Origin of the sequence: Lysobacter luteus (assembly GCF_907164845.1) — a bacterium.
GTDB lineage: Bacteria > Pseudomonadota > Gammaproteobacteria > Xanthomonadales > Xanthomonadaceae > Novilysobacter > Novilysobacter luteus.
Map to the genome: position 1 here is coordinate 2,226,027 of NZ_OU015430.1, position 18,675 is coordinate 2,244,701.

At 70.3% G+C, this 18,675-nt stretch carries 19 protein-coding genes and 1 pseudogene; 10 read left to right on the forward strand and 10 right to left on the reverse strand.

Features of this window, described 5'->3' with window-relative positions; translation table 11 throughout:
* The first annotated feature begins 53 nt into the window (after positions 1-53).
* The 3 genes from wrbA (at position 54) to KOD61_RS10520 (ending at position 1,585) form a co-directional block, all read left to right on the forward strand.
* Positions 54-644, forward strand: coding sequence for an NAD(P)H:quinone oxidoreductase (gene wrbA, locus KOD61_RS10510; RefSeq protein ID WP_215218624.1), 591 nt, complete (start codon positions 54-56; stop codon positions 642-644).
* Complete coding sequence (locus KOD61_RS10515; protein ID WP_215218625.1) at positions 641-1,021, forward strand: DUF2069 domain-containing protein; 381 nt, start codon at positions 641-643, stop codon at positions 1,019-1,021. The genes wrbA and KOD61_RS10515 overlap by 4 nt, the downstream gene beginning before the upstream one ends.
* A gap of 78 nt (positions 1,022-1,099) precedes the next feature.
* The gene (locus KOD61_RS10520; RefSeq protein WP_215218626.1) at positions 1,100-1,585 is read left to right on the forward strand and encodes an asparaginase domain-containing protein; all 486 of its coding nucleotides are present in this window, start codon (positions 1,100-1,102) and stop codon (positions 1,583-1,585) included.
* A gap of 125 nt (positions 1,586-1,710) precedes the next feature.
* Here the strand turns inward: KOD61_RS10520 and KOD61_RS10525 are convergent, their stop codons facing one another.
* The 4 genes and pseudogenes from KOD61_RS10525 to sufT all read right to left on the reverse strand — a co-directional run bounded on the left by KOD61_RS10525 (position 1,711) and on the right by sufT (position 6,892).
* Positions 1,711-3,702: a M20/M25/M40 family metallo-hydrolase gene (locus tag KOD61_RS10525; protein ID WP_215218627.1), complete on the reverse strand. Its 1,992-nt coding sequence runs from the start codon at positions 3,700-3,702 to the stop codon at positions 1,711-1,713.
* A gap of 146 nt (positions 3,703-3,848) precedes the next feature.
* On the reverse strand, positions 3,849-4,121 hold the full coding sequence (locus tag KOD61_RS13020; RefSeq protein WP_251370714.1) for a proprotein convertase P-domain-containing protein: 273 nt from the start codon (positions 4,119-4,121) through the stop codon (positions 3,849-3,851).
* 96 nt (positions 4,122-4,217) lie between these two features.
* Positions 4,218-5,978 (reverse strand): annotated as a pseudogene (locus KOD61_RS10530) (S8 family peptidase); the annotation flags it as partial.
* A 356-nt stretch (positions 5,979-6,334) separates the two neighbouring features.
* Positions 6,335-6,892 (reverse strand): putative Fe-S cluster assembly protein SufT, encoded by a 558-nt coding sequence (sufT, locus tag KOD61_RS10535; protein WP_215218629.1) that lies wholly within the window; start codon positions 6,890-6,892, stop codon positions 6,335-6,337.
* A 114-nt stretch (positions 6,893-7,006) separates the two neighbouring features.
* Between sufT and KOD61_RS10540 the strand changes: the two genes are divergently transcribed.
* The gene (locus KOD61_RS10540) at positions 7,007-7,435 is read left to right on the forward strand and encodes a hypothetical protein (RefSeq protein ID WP_251370575.1); all 429 of its coding nucleotides are present in this window, start codon (positions 7,007-7,009) and stop codon (positions 7,433-7,435) included.
* A gap of 10 nt (positions 7,436-7,445) precedes the next feature.
* Here the strand turns inward: KOD61_RS10540 and KOD61_RS10545 are convergent, their stop codons facing one another.
* The gene (locus KOD61_RS10545) at positions 7,446-8,861 is read right to left on the reverse strand and encodes an NAD(P)(+) transhydrogenase (Re/Si-specific) subunit beta (RefSeq protein WP_215218630.1); all 1,416 of its coding nucleotides are present in this window, start codon (positions 8,859-8,861) and stop codon (positions 7,446-7,448) included.
* Positions 8,858-9,199 carry an NAD(P) transhydrogenase subunit alpha gene (locus KOD61_RS10550; RefSeq protein ID WP_215218631.1) on the reverse strand — a complete coding sequence of 114 codons (342 nt, stop codon included), beginning with the start codon at positions 9,197-9,199 and terminating at the stop codon, positions 8,858-8,860. Before KOD61_RS10550 ends, KOD61_RS10545 begins: the two co-directional genes overlap by 4 nt.
* 185 nt (positions 9,200-9,384) lie before the next feature.
* On the opposite strand from KOD61_RS10550, the gene KOD61_RS10555 reads away from it, so the two are divergent.
* From KOD61_RS10555 to KOD61_RS10565, 3 genes are read left to right on the forward strand one after another with little or no spacing between them, the layout of a single operon-like run.
* Positions 9,385-9,960, forward strand: coding sequence for an RNA polymerase sigma factor (locus KOD61_RS10555; RefSeq protein ID WP_215220379.1), 576 nt, complete (start codon positions 9,385-9,387; stop codon positions 9,958-9,960).
* Complete coding sequence (locus KOD61_RS10560) at positions 9,957-10,394, forward strand: hypothetical protein (protein WP_215218632.1); 438 nt, start codon at positions 9,957-9,959, stop codon at positions 10,392-10,394. Before KOD61_RS10555 ends, KOD61_RS10560 begins: the two co-directional genes overlap by 4 nt.
* Positions 10,391-10,831 carry a DUF3106 domain-containing protein gene (locus KOD61_RS10565; protein WP_215218633.1) on the forward strand — a complete coding sequence of 147 codons (441 nt, stop codon included), beginning with the start codon at positions 10,391-10,393 and terminating at the stop codon, positions 10,829-10,831. The genes KOD61_RS10560 and KOD61_RS10565 overlap by 4 nt, the downstream gene beginning before the upstream one ends.
* 8 nt (positions 10,832-10,839) lie before the next feature.
* Here KOD61_RS10565 and KOD61_RS10570 read toward each other — a convergent pair whose 3' ends face one another.
* On the reverse strand, positions 10,840-11,991 hold the full coding sequence (locus KOD61_RS10570; protein ID WP_215218634.1) for an NAD(P) transhydrogenase subunit alpha: 1,152 nt from the start codon (positions 11,989-11,991) through the stop codon (positions 10,840-10,842).
* Positions 11,992-12,057: 66 nt separating this feature from the next.
* Positions 12,058-14,430 carry a DUF1631 family protein gene (locus KOD61_RS10575; protein ID WP_215218635.1) on the reverse strand — a complete coding sequence of 791 codons (2,373 nt, stop codon included), beginning with the start codon at positions 14,428-14,430 and terminating at the stop codon, positions 12,058-12,060.
* A 201-nt stretch (positions 14,431-14,631) separates the two neighbouring features.
* Here KOD61_RS10575 and KOD61_RS10580 point away from each other — a divergent pair, with 201 nt between their 5' ends.
* Genes KOD61_RS10580 through KOD61_RS10590 form a run of 3 tightly spaced genes read left to right on the forward strand, consistent with a single transcriptional unit; the run spans position 14,632 to position 16,751 of the window.
* A complete protein-coding gene (locus KOD61_RS10580; RefSeq protein ID WP_407074591.1) occupies positions 14,632-15,219 on the forward strand; it encodes a nitroreductase family protein in 588 nt (195 codons plus the stop codon).
* Positions 15,207-16,154: a 5'-3' exonuclease gene (locus KOD61_RS10585; protein ID WP_251370577.1), complete on the forward strand. Its 948-nt coding sequence runs from the start codon at positions 15,207-15,209 to the stop codon at positions 16,152-16,154. Before KOD61_RS10580 ends, KOD61_RS10585 begins: the two co-directional genes overlap by 13 nt.
* A gap of 45 nt (positions 16,155-16,199) precedes the next feature.
* Positions 16,200-16,751, forward strand: a complete 552-nt coding sequence (locus tag KOD61_RS10590) for an NUDIX hydrolase (protein WP_215218637.1) — start codon at positions 16,200-16,202, stop codon at positions 16,749-16,751.
* An 84-nt stretch (positions 16,752-16,835) separates the two neighbouring features.
* Here the strand turns inward: KOD61_RS10590 and pip are convergent, their stop codons facing one another.
* Entirely contained in the window at positions 16,836-17,777 is a 942-nt protein-coding gene (gene pip, locus KOD61_RS10595; RefSeq protein WP_215218638.1) for a prolyl aminopeptidase, read from the reverse strand.
* A gap of 30 nt (positions 17,778-17,807) precedes the next feature.
* Positions 17,808-18,659 carry a peptide chain release factor N(5)-glutamine methyltransferase gene (gene prmC, locus KOD61_RS10600; RefSeq protein ID WP_215218639.1) on the reverse strand — a complete coding sequence of 284 codons (852 nt, stop codon included), beginning with the start codon at positions 18,657-18,659 and terminating at the stop codon, positions 17,808-17,810.
* Positions 18,660-18,675 lie beyond the last annotated feature (16 nt).

Sequence of the window (18,675 nt, forward strand, 5' to 3'; positions counted from 1 at the left end):
CGACTCACACCGCCCTACCCTATCCTTGCGGCTTCCCTGCACGAGCCACGCCCATGCCCGAGATCCTGGTCCTGTACTACAGCCGCGGCGGCTCGGTCGCGCGACTGGCGCGACAGGTCGCGCGCGGGGTCGGCGAGGTCGACGGCATGCAGGCACGCCTGCGTACGGTGCCGCCGGTGGCGGTGGTGACCGAGGTGGCTGCGCCGCCAGTGCCCGAGGAGGGCGCGCCCTATGTCGAGCCACGCGACCTCGAAGAGTGCGCCGGCCTGCTCGTCGGCAGTCCGACCCGGTTCGGCAACATGGCTGCGCCACTCAAGCACTGGCTGGACGGGCTGGGTGCGCAGTGGGCGAGCGGCACGCTGGTCGGCAAACCGGCCGGTGTGTTCACCTCCACCGCGACGATGCACGGCGGGCAGGAGTCGACCCTGCTGACGATGATGGTGCCGCTGCTGCACCACGGGTGCCTGCTGGCGGGCATCCCGTATACCGAGCCGCTGCTCAGCAGCACCCGCACCGGTGGAACGCCCTACGGCGCCAGCCACGTGGCCGGCGGCAACGACGACCCGCAACCCAGCGACGACGAGGCCCACCTGGCCCGCGCGCTCGGTCGACGGGTGGCGGCGATCGCGGCGAAGCTGGCATGACGCCGCCCTTGCCCGCATCGCGGCGCGTGCTGCTGGTCGCCCTGCTGGCGCTGGTGGCCCTGTATGGCTACTGGTTCGCTCCGCGGCCCGATGCGTGGGTGGCACTGCTGGTCTTCGCGCTGCCGCCGCTGTTGCTGGCAGTGGGTGTCGCGCTGCGTCGTCGGACCGCCGGCTTCTGGGCGGCCGTGTTCGCATTGGCGTGGTTCTGCCACGGGGTGCTGGTGGCCTGGGTGCGTCCCGGGGACCGCACGCTGGCACTGGTCGAAACCCTGCTGGCGGTGGTGGTGGTGTTCGCTGCAAGCCTGCCCGGCCTGCGCGCGAGGTTTGGCGCGCGTCGTGCCGCACGCGGCGAGAGCACGCCCGACGGTCCCGCCTGACCCCTTCGCAGGCCGCGTGACGGGGCCGGCGCGGCCCCGCGCCGTATAATCCGCGGCCATCCCGCACCGCGAATGACCATGGACCAGCTCTGCATCGTCACCACCGGCGGCACGATCGACAAGATCTACTTCGACGACAAGTCGGACTTCCAGATCGGCGAACCGCAGATCGGTCGCATCCTCGACGAGCTGGGCGTGGCGTTCCGCTATTCGGTGATCCCGATCCTGCGCAAGGACTCGCTGCACATCACCGACGGCGACCGCGAACTGGTCCGCGCCACCATCGCCGCGCAGGACGCGCGCCACGTGCTGGTGACCCACGGCACCGATTCGATGGTGGCGACCGCGAAGGTGCTCGCCAGCATTCCGGGCAAGACCATCGTGCTCACCGGCGCGCTCAATCCGGCGCGCTTCCGCGGGTCGGACGCGGAATTCAACATCGGCACCGCGGTCGGCGCGGTGCAGTCCCTCCCGGCCGGTGTGTACATCGCGATGAACGGCCGCATCTGGGACCCGGCCAGCGTCCGCAAGAACGTCGACGCCAACCGGTTCGAGGCGCTGTAGCACCCCGCAAAAAAAGCCCCGGCATGGCCGGGGCGGGAGAGTTCGGTTGGGCCATATCGGCCGCCCCGCAATAAACCGTCAGGCGCGATTGCACGCCTGTCCGGATAATTCGGCGCAAGCGACGCTCAGAACGTGACGCTCCAGCTGTTGATGTAACCGGTGTCGCCGCTGTAGGCGTCGTTGACCCGCAGCTTCCAGGTACCGTTGAGGGCTTCGCCGGACAGGTCGACATTGGCGGACCCGATGATGTTGTCGGCGCTGCCGCCACTGCGGTTGTGCAGGTTGTAGGTGCTGCCGTCCGGCGCCACCAGGTCCACCTTCAGGTCGCCCTTGTAGGTGTGGCGGATGTCGAGGTCCACGCGGGTGCTCGACGGGCCATTGCCACTGCGACCGGAGACGGTGATCGGACTTTCAACCGTCGCCCGGTCGCGTATCTGGTAGTCGGCGCTGTTGGTGTAGGTCTGCTGCCCGCCACCGCCGCCGCCGCCCGTGCTGTAGTCACCGACCAGGCCGACGTTGCTGAAGCTCGAGTACGCCTTGATGCGCACGTGGTAGGTGCCCGCGGTCGGCACGGCGAAGGTGCAGCTCTCGCTGTTTCCGCTGCGGTACGGCCGGCAGTCGTAGCTGCTGTCGGTCGGTACGCTGCCACGCTTGACGTACAGGTCGGCGTCGCCGCTGCCGCCGGACATGGTGAACACCAGGCTGGTCGCACCGGCCGGCACTTCCAGCGTGTAAACCACGTCGTTGCCCGTGGAGGCCGACAGGCCGGTGACCGGCACGCCCTTCTCCAGGCTGCCCTCGCCCGGACCCGGCTCGCCCACGCCGGCGGTTTTGGCCAGTTCGCCGAGGAAGGCCAGCCCGAGCTTGGCCAGCGGCACGCTGCCGTGGGCCGTGCCTCCCATGCTGGCCAGCGTGTCGTAGCGGGTGTGGATGTCGTTGTTGAAGCTGGCCTCGAACATCATGGCCGCCGGGTAACCGGCACTTGTCCACGAGGCATGGTCGGAGCAGCCGTAGCCGCACGTGTAGCTGCCACGCGTCAGGCCGAGCGGCGCGAGGTACTCGTCGAAGATGTCGCGCACGAACTGCTTGAGGTCGTTGTTGCTGTAGTCGCTGAGCAGCTGCATGTCGACGCTGGCGCCGGCGGTATGGTTGGTCATGTCCAGCTGCATCACGCCGACCACGTTCAGGCCCTGCTGCCGGAACGACTGGGCTATGGCGTTGGAGCCGCGCAGCCCCACCTCCTCGGCGGCGTAGCCCATGAACTTCACCGTGCGCCGGGGCTGCCAGCCATCGGCCAGCGCCACGCGGACCACCTCGGTCAGGGTGGCGATGCCGGAGGCGTCGTCGTCGGCGCCGGGGGCGTCCATCGCGTCGCCGCTGCCGGCGTTGGAGACCGAGTCGAGGTGGCCGCCCAGCACGACGATCTCGCCGGGCAGCTCACTGCCTTGAATCGTGAGGATCACGGACGGCTGGCCGCCGCAGGTATCGCAATCGAAGAAGGAAACGCTGGCGTCGCTACGGCCTGCCGACAGGCTGGCCCAGGTGTCATGGATCCACTGCGCGGCGTCATGGCCGGGAGCCGAGTTGTAGTAGCGGTTGGCGTACCCGGTGGAGAGGTGGTCGATGGTGCCGCGGATGTTGGATTCGGCGACCTGCGGCAGCCACGGCCCGACGGTGGCCTGGTTGTCGACGGTGTATCCGGCGAACGTCGTGGTGATCGCCTGCGCGCTGCGCTCCTGCGCCAGGAAGCGCTCGGCTTCGGCGCGACTGGCAAACGCGAAGTAGCCGCCGCACCGGCGTTCCACGTCGTGGACGTGGCGACCGATGTCGGGAAGCTGGTGGGCCAGCACCTGCGAGACAACCAGCCGCGCACCGGTACCGTCGCGTTGGGCGGTGGCGTCGCGGGCGATCGATTGCAGTGCACCGCGGTAGGTCTCGGCGGAGCTGACGATGTAGACCGGGGCCTGCGGGTCGCGCGCGATCGTTTCGGCCAGGTGGCGGTCAACGTGGGCGTGGGCGCCGGACGGGGCGTCGGCGGGAGCGCCAGGCTCCTGCGCGGCGGCGGCAGGCAGGGTGAGGACCGCCAGCATGGCGGCATTGATCAGGGAACGCTTCATCGGACCTTCCTTGTGATGACCGCCATCCGGGCGGCTCGCGTGATTTGGATAGCGGACACCGGTCCGCCTGGACCTCCCCCTGTTCGGTCCGCAAAGGACGCGGTCCCGTTTCCGGGACCGCGTTTTGTTACCGGATTGCGCTCCGGTCAGAACGTGATGCTCCAGCTGTTGATGTAGCCGGTGTCGCCGCTGTAGGCGTCGTTGACCCGCAGCTTCCAGGTGCCGTTGAGGGCCTCGCTGGACAGGTTGAGGGTGGCGTAGCCGATGATGTTGTCGGCGCTGCCGCCACTGCGGTTGTGCAGGTTGTATGTGCTGCCGTCCGGCGCCACCAGGTCCACCTTCAGGTCGCCCTTGTAGGTGTGCCGGATGTCGAGGTCCACGCGGGTGCTCGACGGGCCATTGCCACTGCGACCGGACACGCTGATCGGGCTTTCAACCGTCGCCCGGTCGCGGATCTGGTAATCGCCGCTGTTGGTGTAGGTCTGCTGTCCGCCACCGCCACCGCCGCCCGTGCTGTAGTCACCGACCAGGCTGACGTTGCTGAAGCTCGAGTACGCCTTGATGCGCACGTAGTAGGTGCCCGCGGTCGGCGCGGCGAAGGTGCAGCTCTCGCTGTTGCCGCTGCGGTACGGCCGGCAGTCGTAGCTGCTGTCGGTGGGTGCGCTGCCACGCTTGACGTACATGTCGGCATCTCCGCTGCCGCCGGACATGGTGAACACCAGGTTGGTCGCACCGGCCGGCACTTCCAGCGTGTAAACCACGTCGTTGCCCGTGGAGGCCGACAGGCCGGTGACCGGCACGCCCTTCTGAAGGGTGCCGTTGCCCGGACCCGGGTCCCCCGGGTCACCCGGGTCGCCACCGGACACCGCATCGACCGCGGCCTTGGCGTTCACGATGCCGTCGCCGATGTCGCGGTCGATGGAGACCGGGAACGCCCGCAGGGTGCTCTTCAGGGTCGACTCGACCTGCGACGGGGTCAGCGACCCGCCCGCGGCCGCCTGCATCAGCGCGACCACGCCGGCCACGTGCGGCGCCGCCATCGAGGTGCCCGACATCAGGCTGTAACCCTCGGACGACGGCGTGGTGGCGCCGCTGTTGACCGTCGAGGCGATGTCGCTGCCCGGGGCGGCCACGTCGATCAGGCTGCCGTAGTTGGAGAAGCTCGAGCGCGCGCCGGTGCGGGTGGTCGATGCCACCGCGACGACGTTGTTGCAGCTGGCCGGGGTGAAGCCGGAGGTGTCGGCGTTGCTGTTGCCGGCCGCCACCACCACCGTCGTGCCGCGGCCCACGGCGGCATTGACCGCATTCTGGTAGCTGGCCGAGCACGCGCCGCCGCCGCCCAGGCTCATGTTGATGACCTCGGCCGGGTTGGCATTGGCCGGGACGCCGCTGACCGTGCCGCCGGACGCCCAGACGATGCCGTCGACGATGTCGGAGGTGTAGCCGCCGCACTTGCCGAGCACGCGGACCGGCACGACCTTCGCGCCGTACGCCACGCCCGCCACGCCGGAGTTGTTGTTGGTGACCGCCGCGACGGTGCCGGCGACATGGCTGCCATGCCAGCTGGAGTTGCTGGCCGGGTGGCTCCCGCCGCACTCGTTGGCGGCATACCAGTCACCCTCGTCCTGTGCGTTGCCGTCACGGCCGTTGCCGTCGCGCGCCATGCCCGAGTCGCTGATGAAGTCGTAGCCAGGCAGCACATTGGCGTTGAGGTCGCTGTGGTTGGTGATGCCGGTATCGATCACCGCCACCACGACGCCGCTGCCGTTGGTCGCATCCCAGGCCTGGTCGGCCTTGATGCCGCCCGCGGCTTCCCAGTAGTGCCACTGGTGGCTGGTGTAGTAGGTGTCGTTGGCGGTGGCGATCGGCTTCATGATCCGGTCGACTTCGACGTACTCGACGTCCGGGTCGGCTGCCAGCTGGCGCATCAGCGCCTCGGCCTCGCTGGGGCCCAGCTTCTTGCCGGTGACCAGCACGTCGGAGCCGATCGCGGTGCGGCGCAGCTTCTTCAGCCCCAGCGCCTGCCCGTGCAGGGTGCTGTTGGCGGCCGCGTTGAGCGAGCGGTTCAGGGCCGCGGCGCTGGCGCGCTGGGCGCTGCCCTCGCGGTACTTGATGATGAAGCGGTCATTGCCGACATCCGACTGCAGGCCCGCGGTGTTGACCACACCCTGGCCCGCAGCGACGGCCGGTGCGGACGCCATCGCGGCCGCGAGGACGGCCGCGGTGGCCGCGGCGAGGGCGTGGGTGCGGAACCCGCGCAAAGAGTCTTGAGACATTCGTGAAACCCCCGAAAAGTAACGCCGCAATCGCGGCAAAGGTTTCGTCTGGTTCCTCGCACCCGAAGCCTCCGAAGGCACTCCGTTGCACGGGCCGGACGAACGTTCGGCGAGGTCTGTCTTCCTGAACCAAGCCGAAACGCAACCTAGGGGGAGAAGTTCGGGGTCCACAACACCGCATGCGGCGAATAACGGCCCCGTAACGAAGATGAACAGACACCGTCGCCGGAGAGCCTTGCGTGGCAAGGCCCGGCGGATTCCAAATCGTTACGGTGGGGCGACAGAAATGTTGCAAAGCAGCAACATTCTGCGCAAAAACGGCAAACCCTGACCCAATGGGTCACCCTATTCCGGGTTCAGAGCATTCCGGTTTCGAGCCGGGCAGCCTCGGACATCATGTGCCGACCCCACGGCGGGTCGAACACCAGCTCGACATCGGCTTCGGCGACGGTCGGGATCAGCTCCACCTTGTCACGCACGTCAGATACCAGCACGTCCCCCATCCCGCAGCCGGGGGCGGTCAGCGTCATGCTGATGGCGACCAGCCGCTCGCCCGGACGCTCGGGGTGCGGAGCCACCGTGGCCTGGTAGACCAGCCCGAGGTCGACCACGTTGATCGGGATCTCGGGATCGAAACAGGTGCGCAGCTGCTTCCAGACCAGTTGCTCGACCGCCTCGTCATCGGCGCCTTCCTGCAGCTCGATCGGATCGGCCGGCTCCTTGCCGATCGCGTCGGCGTCCTGGCCGGCGATGCGGAACAGGTTGCCTTCGACGAACACCGTGTAGCTGCCGCCCAGCGCCTGGGTGATGTAGCCGACGCTGCCGGCCGGGAGGTTCACGGCGTCGCCCTGGGGCACCAGGACGGCGGGACAGTCGCGTTCGAAGCGGACGGGTTCACTGCTGCGGGAGTACATGGGCGGGGCGGCCGGAGGCGGAAACTTGAATCGGACCATTCTAGTCCAATATCGCCTGCGCGCCGTGCCCGCTATGCTGGCGCGCCGCCCCGACCCCACTGAATGAGCCGTCCCGTGACCCCAGCCGCCCGCCGCACCTTCGCGCCCGTGGCGGCCCCCTTGACCGGCTGGCTGCTGCTGGTCCTCGGCGTGGCGACGTTCGTCGTGGCGTGGGTCGCGCTCGGATTCTCCAGCGGGCGGCAGCACAGTTGGATGGCAGTGCTGGGCGCGCTGGACGTGGCCCTGATGCTGCGGCTCGGGCGTTGGCGCCCGGGCAGCCTGCGCATACCCGTGGCGGTGCTGGCCACCTTCGTGATCATCGCGCTGGCCAACTGGGGCCAGATCGCGGCACAACTGGGGAAGATGCTCGGCTACGCGCCCTGGGAGTCGGCGGTGCGACTGGGGTTCCACCACGCCTGGACCCTCACCCGGCTGGCCAACGACGCTACCGATGTCGTCTGGTGGCTGCTGGCGGTGGTGGTGGCGGCGCTGGCCTCGCGCTGATTGTCGGTGGTCAGTGGCCGCCGTCCATGGCCTTCAGCTCGCTGACCAGCGCGCCGGCCATCTCGGCCCCGTCGCCGTACAGCATCCGCGCGTTGTCGGCGTAGAACAGCGCATTCTCGATCCCCGCGAAGCCGGTGCCGCGGCCACGTTTGATCACCACCACGTTCTTCGCGTCCACCACGTCCAGGATCGGCATGCCGTAGATCGGCGACGCCGGATCGGTCCGGGCCACCGGGTTGACCACGTCGTTGGCCCCGATCACCAGCGCGACGTCGGTCTGCCGGAACTCGGGGTTGATGTCGTCCATGTCGGTGATGAGGTCGTAGGGCACGCCGGCCTCGGCCAGCAGCACGTTCATGTGGCCGGGCATGCGACCGGCGACCGGGTGGATCGCGAACTTCACCTTGACCCCGCGTTCGACCAGCTTCTGGGTCAGCTCCCAGATCTTGTGCTGGGCCTGGGCTACGGCCATGCCGTAGCCCGGCACGATCACCACGCGCTCGGCGTAGGCCATCATCGCGGCCACGTCGCCGGCCTCGATGGGTTTCTGCGCGCCGCTGATTTCCTGCGCCTCGCCGCCACCACCGAAGTTGGAGAACAGCACGCCGCTGATCGGCCGGTTCATCGCCCGGGCCATCAGCCGGGTCAGCAGCATGCCGGCCGCGCCGACCATGGTGCCGGCGATCACCAGCGCCTGGTTGCCAAGCACGTAGCCTTCGAACGCCACCGCCAATCCGGTCAGCGCGTTGTACAGCGAGATCACCACCGGCATGTCGGCGCCGCCGATCGGCAGCGTCATCAGAACGCCCAGCGCCAGCGCCAGCACGAAGAACGCAATGATCACCGGCACCTCGAGCGTCGCCACCGCCCAGCCGCCGGCCACCACCATCGCGACGAACACCAGCGCGTTGAAGACCTGCTGGCCGGGGAACACGACCCTGCGGTCGAGCCGCCCGTCGAGCTTGGCCCAGGCGATCACCGAACCCGACAGCGACACCGCGCCGATCGCCGCGCCGAGCACCGCCAGCACCAGCGTGGCCATCGATGGCGAGGTGCCGGCCTGCGCGACCGCCGCCACGCCGGTGGCCATCGCCGAGAACCGCAGCAGCTCGACCGCGCCGATCGCCGCCGCCGAGCCACCCCCCATGCCGTTGTAGAGCGCGACCATCTGCGGCATGTCAGTGATCGCGACGCGGCGTCCCGATACCCACGCCGCGCCTGCGCCGATGGCCAGCGCGGCGAGGATCAGACCGAGGTTGTCGAGTCCGAGCAGGCAGGTCGCCGCGGTCGCCAGCAACATGCCGACGCCGGCCCAGCGGATGCCGCTGCGCGCCGTGCGCGGCGAGGCCATCCGCTGCAGCCCGAGCAGGAACAACGTGGCCGCGACCAGGTAGCTCGCCGCGGCGAGCAGCCCCGCGGCGGTCATCCGGCGTCCCCGCCCGGCTTGCCGGCGTCGTCGGCGCCCGGTTTCCGACTGGGCTTGAACATCTCAAGCATGCGTTCGGTCACCACGTAGCCACCGGCCGCGTTACCGGCTCCCAGAACCACCGCGACGAAACCGATCGCCTTCTCCAGGGTGGTGTCGGCGTGGCCGAGCACGACCATCGCCCCGACCAGCACGATGCCGTGGATGAAGTTGGAGCCCGACATCAGCGGCGTGTGCAGGATCACCGGCACGCGCGAAATGATCACGTGGCCGGCGATCGCCGCCAGCATGAAGATGTAGAGCACCGTGAACGCCTGTGCCACCGATCCGTCGCCCATCCCCGCCACCCTGCCGTCCGGCCTGCGATGTCGCCCGCATCATAACCACGGCCGCCGCGGCGGCGCAGCCGACCCTGTCAACCGGGGGTGCCGCCGCGCGTTCCCATCCCCGCAGCAGCGCTGCCTGAGGCAGTACCGATGACTGCGTATATCCTCGAAACGTGAATGCAGATGCCGACGACGACATCCATGCCGCGCCCTCCCCAGGCGCCCACGCGCCTGCCGGGAGCGCTGCGCCGCCACGCCGGGAGTACGCGTCGCTGGACCATTTCCTGGCCGGCATCGGTCCGCGTGCCTTCCGCTTCGCCGAACTCGGGCTGCGCCAGCGCGACGATGCACTCGACGCGGTGCAGGACGCCATGGTGAAGATGCTGAATTACCAGGACCGGCCGACCACCGAATGGACCCCGTTGTTCTGGCGGATCCTGCGCAGCCGGATCGTCGACGTCCAGCGGCGTCGGACCTTCCGCCTGCGCTGGTTGGCGCCGCCGCCCGAACGCGAAGACGGCGGCCTGCCCGACTGGACCGACGAAGGGCCGGGCCCGGCGCGCGTCCACGAGGGACAGGAGGCCTACGCGCGCCTTTCAGAGGCGATAGCCCGCCTGCCCGCGCGGCAACGCGAGGCGTTCACGTTGCGGGTGCTTGAAGAGCTGGACGTGGCCACCACCGCCGAGGTGATGGGCTGCGGCGAGGGCTCGGTCAAGACCCACCTGTCGCGCGCCCGTGCGACGCTGCAGCAGCAACTGGAGGATTGGCGATGAGACGCGACGCCCTTCGCGACGCCCCTCGCGACTCCCACCACGACGACGCCTTCGACCGGGCCGCGCGCGACTGCCACGCGCAGGCACTGGCCCACCTGTCCGCGCCGACCCGCCGACGGTTGCGCGAGGCCCGCCAGGCACCGCGCCGCGCCGCGCCGGCGTGGCGCGGCTGGTTGGTGGGGGGAGGCACCGCCACCGCCGCGGTGGCGATCGCCATGCTGGCCATGACCCTCCACCGCCCACCGGCAAGCACGCCGCGACCGGTCGACCAGGTGGTGGCCGCCGCCGATCCGCTTGAACAAGCCAGCCGCCGGGCCAGCGCCGACAGCGAAGTCGACGAGATCCTGGCCGCGCTGGACGAGGATCCCGGCCTCTACCTGTGGCTGGCCGCCAACGACGACACCCTGCCGCCTCCTGCGGACCGACGACCATGAACACGACCTTCCATCGCCACCTCCGCGTCGCCGCGCTCACCATGCTGTTCGCAGTCGCGCCGGCGGCGGCCGCACCCCAGGCCTTGCCGGCCTGGGACCAGTTGACCGGGGCGCAGCGCGAGCAATTGATTGCACCGATCCGCGCCCGCTGGAACGCCGAGCCGGAGCAACGCGCGCACATGCTCGAGCGCGCGGAGCGCTGGCAGCAGCTCAGTCCCGATCAGCGAGCGCGCGCGCACCAGGGTGTCCGGCGCTGGAAACACATGTCGCCCGCGCAACGCGACGAAGCGCGGGCGCTTTATGCACGAATGCGCACGCTGGACGAAGACGGGCGCCGTGCGCTGAAGGCGAAGTGGCGCGCGATGACCGCCGCCGAACGCAAGGCCTGGGTGGCGGCGAACCCGGCACCGAAGCCGCGCGACGACTGCGACGAGTAACCCGTCCGTCAGGTCACGGGTGAAGCCGCCGCGGCGGCTTCTCGGGGCGACACCGGCGGTTCCGGCCACACGGTCTTCGCCAGCAGTTCGTCCTCCCAGTCGAACGCGAGCGCGCCGTCGACGAGCAGCAGGCGGGTGAAATTGAACAGGTTGCGGGCGTACATCTCGCTGGCGTGCACCGCGCCACTGCTGGCGAGGTCCAATGGCCCGGCGACGGTGACGCCGCCGGTTTCGACGGTCTCGCCCGGGCGGGTCGCCTCGCAGTTGCCGCCACTTTCCGCCGCCAGGTCGACAACGACGCTGCCCGGCTTCATGCCTTCCACCATCGCGCGGGTGATGATCCGCGGCGCGGCCCGTCCGGGCACTGCTGCCGTGGTGACCACCACGTCGACGCCTTTCAGGTGTTCGGCCAACCGCCGCTGCTGTTCGGCCCGCTCCTCGTCGGTCAGCGCGCGCGCATAGCCGCCCTCGCCCGCCGCAGTTACGCCCAGGTCGAGGAAGCGTGCGCCAAGCGACCCGATCTGCTCGCGGGTTTCGGGCCGCACATCGAAGCCCTCGACCTGCGCGCCCAGCCGCCGGGCGGTGGCGATCGCCTGCAGGCCGGCGACACCGGCACCGATCACCAGCACCTTCGACGGCCGGATCGTGCCGGCGGCGGTGGTCAGCATCGGGAAGAACCGTGGCGCCAGCCCGGCCGCGACCAGCATCGCCTTGTAGCCGGCCATGCCCGCCTGCGAACTGAGCACGTCCATCGCCTGCGCGCGCGTGGTGCGCGGCAGCCGCTCGAGGGGGAACGCAATCAGGCCACGACTGCGGATCGCCTCGGCGCGCTCCGGCTCGGCCTCGGGTGCAAGCACGCCGATCAGGACCGCGCCTTGCCGCATGCGTGAGAGTTGCGCCGGCGCGGGCGGCTGCACGCACAGGACGATGTCGGCGGCTTCCAGTGCCTGCGCAATATCGGCAACCGGCTCGGCACCCGTCTCGGCGTAGGCCTCGTCGGTGAACCCGGCAGCCAGCCCGGCGCCGCGTTCGATCCGGATGCGCGCGCCCGCGGTCGCCAGCTTGCGCGCCGTTTCAGGTGTCAGCGCGACCCGACGTTCGCCCGGCGCGGTCTCGCGGGGCACGCCGATGGTCACCGGTGTGTCGGATGCTGCGGCCATGCACACGCTCCCTGACGAGGTCGGGGCATCGTAGCGAATGGGGTGCGCCGGCGCGATGCGCCGGCGTCAGTGTTGCCCGACCGCCCGGTCCAGCTGCTGGCGCACCTGGCGCATGGCCTGCTCGAACGCGGTCGGCTCGCAGCCCAGTTGCAGGCGGCCGGCCGCATGCAGGCTGGCCAGCTCCTCGACCGAGGCGACCAGCACCCGCAGGCCACGGCGGTTGACCAGCAGGCGGCGCGCGGTCAGCGGGCTGACCCACGCCACCTTGGCGTCCACGCTCTCGCCATGGATGTCGGTCATCTGCAACCACTCGCCCGGTTCGAGGGCGCGCATCTGCTCGGCCATCGCCGGGTCGAAACGCAGGGTGTCGGTGCCACCGGCGACCCATAGTCCTCGCTCGGCGTCGTCATCATCCGGGGTGGCCGGCGGCGCGTCGTGCAGGTCGCGCGGGGCGTGCGGGTAGATCAGCCCCTTCACCAGGACCGCCAGGCCATGCTCGGCGGCGCTGTGGTCGAGGCCGGAGCTGCCCAGGCAGGCGATGATCGCCGGCTGCAGCGCCAGCAGGCGCGTCGCCAGGTCGCGTCCGCGGCCTTCGGATGCAATCCGATCGGCATCCACCAGCGCGTCACCCAGGGCGATGGCCTCGCGGTAGCGCTCGCTCTCGCCACCCTCGCGCAGCAGGACCTGGACCAGGTGGTGGCGCCAGGAACCGGTGAGGAATTCGGCAACCCCGCGGCTCAGCGGCGGCGCGGCCAGCCGGCGTGCGAGGACGCTGTCCGCCTGCTCGCGCGCGTTCGACAGCCGCTCGCGGCCGAACGTGGCCTTGGCGGCGCGCTCGGCCTGCAGCTCGATGCGACGGCGCTGCTGCTGCAGCAACGCGTCCAGCTCGGCGTGCGCGGTCTCGAAGATCGCAAGGTCCTCGTTGTACTCGGCGACCACCCGCTGCGACGCGGCCGCGGCGCGGTCCAGCAACTCGCGTTCCTGCGGGGTCTCGCCCTTGTTGCCGGCGCAGGCCTCGGTGATCGCATCCAGCAGGCGCCGCGCCGGATGCGCGGGCTGCACGAACAGGCTCTGGTCGGTCAGGGCCACCTTGACGAACGGCAGCACCAGACGCGCATACAGCCGGCGGGCACGGTCCTGCAAGTGGTGGCTCTGGAACAGCGAGTCGAACAGCAACGCGACCAGGTCGATCGCATCCTCCTCGTCGCCGCTGAAACGGATGTGCTCGGGATCCAGGCCCAACCGGCGGGAGCCGTCGTTGAGCTGGTCGCGGATCGCGGTCGCCAGTCGGCCGGAACCGGCCAGCGCCCGGGCGAAGACGTCGGAAGGCTCGCCCTGCAGCAGCGAGGCGACGCTGACGACCTCGTCCACCCGCAGTTCGCGGCGCGAACCCGGTTGCTGCACGGGTGCGCCGGTGGCGGGCGTCGTGGGCGCCATGCGGCCATCGCGCCAGGCGTGGAGCATCTGCCGCAGTTCGCCGAGCTCGGCGCTGGTGGGTGCAGCCCGGTCGCCAGTACCCGGGTGGCCGGGCTGGCCCGGCTGGCCGGGCGCCGAGCCCGCGGTGCCATGCCCCATTTCGGCGCCGTAACCGCCACCGGTTCCGGTTCCGGTGCCTGCTCCCGTACCTGCTGCGCCGCCCTGGCCACCCATGCCGTAACCGGTGGCGCCGGCAGCGTCGGGATTCCATCCGGCGGACTGGCCTCCGGCGACGCCGGCCTGTCCGGGAACTGGTCCCCCGCCGTGCCCGTAGGTATCGGCATAGGGCGAGTCAGTGGGCCCCGTGGGCGCCGGAGACGGGATCGGCCGACGTATGGTCGGCGCCGCCGGCGGCTGCTCGACGCTGCCACCGAAGCCGCTGCGGGCAAGCAGTTCGTTGACCTGCGCGTAGAACTCGCCGAGCACCTTGCCCAGCTCGCGCTCGTAATGGCCGAACAGCAGCGCGCGCAGCGCCGCGGGGATCTGCTCGTCGGTGAAGGTCTCGACGAAGGCATCGGCCAGCCGGGTCGGACCCACCGGATTCGGGATCGGCGGAAGGCCGAGCACGGTCGTGACGACCTGGAGGCGGCCGCGCAGTTGCTCGAGCATCGCCTTGAAACGGTGGCCCAGCGACTCGGCGAGGTTCTGCCCGGCCAGGTGGAAGTCGATCTGGCTCTCGTCGATCAGCCCCAGCGGCAGCTCGCCGCGGTTGCGGATGCGCAGCGCGCGGAACTCGTCGAAGCCCTGCCCGACGTTCTGCCGGTAGCGCATGACATGGGCCGACTGGTGCTGGCGGAGCACCCAGAGTGCGGCCTGGTTCTGGTACAGCAACTGCGGCGCGTCGCGCCCGTCGTCGTCATGGACCGCGGTCTTCAGTGCTTCTTCGATGTCCGGATACAGGGTGGCCGGCAATCCGCCCAGCAACTCGAGCGCGAGGCGTTTGACCTCTTCGAGCACGCGCATCGGGTCGGTACGCGAAGTACGAGCCGAATCAAGCGGTTGAATGGACACGGAAGCGTTCCCCGGACAGAAAGTGACGCGACGGGTCGGTCAGGACGTGGGTCGGAGCATAGTGGCAATATGGGTCAATGACCCCGCGTCGTCACGAACCTGTGACCCATGTCACCCAATGACCACCATACGCCCGTCCCGCGGGCGTTTTCCATTCCGCCGCCCGATTCAGTATCGGACCCGCTGGCGGCCCTCGACGGCCGGCTTTCGGTGCCCGCGATCCAGCTCCAGGCCCCCGGCCCGGACGACGCCACGCTGCTGCGGTTGCTGCGCAGCGCGGTCCGGGTGCCCGACCACGGCAAGCGCGTGCCGTTCCGCTACATCACCCTGCGCGACGAGGCCCGCAAGGTCTTCGGCGAGCGTCTGGCGGAGCGCCACCACGTGGTCGACCCCGACGTCAGCGCGGCGGTGCTCGACAAGGACCGCAGCCGCTGGCTGCATGCGCCGGTGATCGTGGTGGCGGTCGCGCGGCTCGGCCCCGACGCCAAGATTCCCGAGCGCGAGCGCCTGCTCACCGCGGGGTGCACCTGCTTTGCGCTGCTTCAGGCGGCGCAGGCGGTCGGCTTCCGCGGCTGCTGGCTGACCGGCTGGGCCGCCTACGACCGCGAGGTTGCCCGGATGCTGGGGCTGCAGGACGACGAGCACGTGATCGGTTTCATCCACCTCGGGACGCCGAAGATCGACGTGCCCGAGCGCGAGCGCCCCGACCCGGCCGACCTGCTGGTCCAATGGCGACCGTGATGGACGGTGACGTCCGCGCCGGGCACGCGCCGGTCAACACGCTTTACCTGGTCGATGCCAGCCTCTACGTGTTCCGGGCCTGGCACTCGATGCCCGACGATTTCCGCGACAGCGACGGCTGGCCGACCAATGCGGTCCACGGCTTCGCCCGTTTCCTGCTGGAGCTGCTGGACCGGACCCGGCCACAGCACATCGCGATCGCCTTCGACGAGGCGCTGGACTCGTGTTTCCGCAATGCGCTCTACCCGGCCTACAAGGCCAACCGCGAGCCCGCGCCGGAGGAACTCAGGCGCCAGTTCGGACAGTGCAAGGCGTTGTGCAACGCGCTCGGGCTCAGCGTGCTGGCCCATGTCGAGTACGAGGCCGACGACCTGATCGGCAGCGCCTGCCACCGCGCGCGCCGCCACGGGTTCCGGTCGGTGATCGTGTCGGCGGACAAGGACCTGTCGCAATTGCTTGGCGAGCACGACGAGCAGTGGGACTTCGCCCGGGGCCAGCGCTGGGGCGCGGTCGGGGTGCCGGCGCGCCATGGCGTGCAGGCGCACCAGCTGGCCGACTACCTCGGCCTGACCGGTGATGCGGTCGACAACATCCCCGGCGTGCCCGGCATCGGCGCCAAGACCGCGGCCGCGCTGCTGGCGCACTTCGGCAGCCTGGATGCCTTGCTGGAGCGGGTCGAGGAAGTGCCTTTCCTGCGCCTGCGGGGCGCCGCAAGCTGCGCGGCCCGTCTGCGGGCACACCGCGCGCAGGCGCTGTTGTGCCGGCAACTGGCGACCATCGCCTGCGACGTGCCACTCGACGGTGCGGACGCCCACTTCGCCCGCAATGCGGCCGATGGCGGGCAGCTGGGTCGGCTGTGCGACGCGCTCCGCTTCGGACCGATGACGCGCCGGCGCCTGCACGAGGCCGCCGGCGTCGCGTTCGCCCCGGCCTGAGCGGCGGCGGTGTCGCGGACGCCGTGGCCGGTTAGGATCACCGGCATGAGCGAGCACGAAGACGACACCCCCGAAATCCTCTACGAAGGCCCCTGGCTGCGCATGGTCCGGCGCGGCCGCTGGGAGTACGCCGAGCGCACCCACGGCAACGGCATGGCGGTGATCATCATCGCGGTCACGCCCGACGACGAGGTCCTGTTCGTCGAGCAGTTCCGGGTGCCGCTGGGCCGTCGCACGATCGAGATGCCGGCCGGCCTGGTCGGCGACGACCACGCCAACGACACCCTGGAGGCCGCGGCCCATCGCGAGCTCATCGAGGAGACCGGCTGGCAACCGGCGCGCTTGGACGTGCTGCTGGTGGGGCCGACCTCGTCGGGCATGAGCAGCGAGCGGATCGCCTTCGTGCGGGCGCTCGACCTGACCCGCGTGGGTGAAGGTGGCGGCGTCGACAACGAGGACATCACCGTGCACACGGTGCCGCGTTCGCAGGCACCGGCCTGGCTGATGCGCAAGCAGGCCGAAGGCTTCGAGCTGGACCTCAAGCTGTGGGCGGGGCTGTGGATGATCGACCACAACCCCGACGGCACGCCGGCCTGAGCCGGTAGCGCTCGCCACGCCGGATCCCGTGCGCCACGCGGGCGTCGCGCCGACGCCCGTTGACGGCCGCGATGGGGACGCGCGTCAGGCGAACGCGTCGGTCGCGCGCACCAGCGCGTCGACCGTCTCGGCCTCGAACGCCGAGTGTCCCGATGCCGGGGTGATCACCAGTTCCGATTTTGGCCAGGCCTTGTGCAGGTCGGTCGCGTTCTGCACCGGGCAGACCACGTCGTAGCGGCCATGCACGATCACGCCCGGGATGTCGGCGAGGTTGCCGGCATCGCGCAACAGCTGGTCGTCGACCTCGAAGAACCCGCTGTTGACGAAGTAGTGGTTCTCGATGCGCGCGAACGCCAGCGCGAACTGCGGGTCCTCGTGGCTGTTGGCAAAGTCCTCGTCGATATGAAGGAAGCTGGTGGCGCCTTCCCACACGCTCCAGGCCTTGGCGGCGGCGAGGCGGGTCTTGTCGTCGTCGCTGGTCAGGCGGCGGTGGAACGCGCTGATCAGGTCATGCCGCTCGGTCACCGGGATTGCCTTGATGTAGTGCTCCCAGGCTTCCGGGAACAGCCGGCTGGCACCCTCCTGGTAGAACCATTCCAGTTCCCAGCGGCGCAGCATGAAGATGCCGCGCAGGACCAGTTCGGTGACCCGCTTGGGGTGGGTCTCGGCATAGGCCAGCGCCAGGGTGGAGCCCCAGCTGCCGCCGAACACCTGCCAGCGGTCGATGCCCAGCTTGACCCGCAGCGTCTCGATGTCCTCGACCAGGTGCCACGTGGTGTTGTCGACCAGGTCCGCATGCGGGGTGGAGCGGCCGCTGCCGCGCTGGTCGAACAGCACGATCCTGTACTTCTCCGGGTCGTGGAAGCGACGCATCTTGTCGCTGCAGCCGCCACCCGGCCCACCGTGCAACAGCACCACCGGTTTGCCTTCCGGGTTGCCGCACTGCTCGTAGTAGAGCGTGTGGCGCTCGTCGACGGGGAGGGTACCGGTGTCGTAGGGCTGGATCTCGGGATACAGACTGCGCATGCCAGGGCTCGGTGCGGTGGGCCGCCCAGTCTAGCCGCGCGGTGCGCGCGTCGCAGCCGGGCCGGGATGCCGGCCCAGGGTGACGCGGTCGCGGTGCTCGAGGTCGGTGGCGGTGGCGACCGCCTCGAACCCGGCAGCCTCCAGCAGCGCGCGCACGGGCGGCCCCTGGTCGAAGCCGTGTTCGACCAGCAACCAGCCGCCCGGCACGAGGTGCGCGGGGGCGTCGGCGGCGATCGCCCGGATCGCGTCGAGGCCATCGACGCCCGACGCGAGCGCGGTGGGCGGCTCGAAGCGCAGGTCGCCGTGCGCCAGGTGCGGGTCGCCTTCGGCGATGTACGGCGGGTTGCTGGCGATCAGGTCGAACCGTTCGCCTGCGAGCGGCGCGAGCCAGTTGCCGTGGCGGAAGGTGACGTTGCCGACCCCCAGCCTCGCCGCGTTGCCGGCGGCCACTTCGAGCGCGGCGACGCTGGCATCGGTGGCGATCACCTCGGCCCCGGGCCGCTCGAACGCGAGTGCCAGCCCGATGGCGCCCGTACCAGTGCCCAGGTCGGCCACGCGCAGCGGACGGTCGCTGGGCATCCGCTCGAGCGCGAGCTCGACCAGCAGTTCGGTTTCCGGGCGCGGGATCAGCGTCGCCGGGCCGACATCGAGATCGAAGCGCCAGAAGCCCCGCCGGCCCGTGAGGTAGGCGACCGGCATGCCATCGCGGCGTCGAGCGAGCAATGCGTCGAACGCTGCTGCACCGGCCTCGTCGAGCTCATCGTCGCCGTGCGCGTAAAGCCAGCTGCGCGGCCGGCCCAGCACGTGGCACAGCAGTGCCTCGGCGTCGCCGGGCTCAAGCCCGGTGCGGGCGTCGCGGAGAATGGCGTCGATGCGCGGCATGGAACGGGTCGGGTTG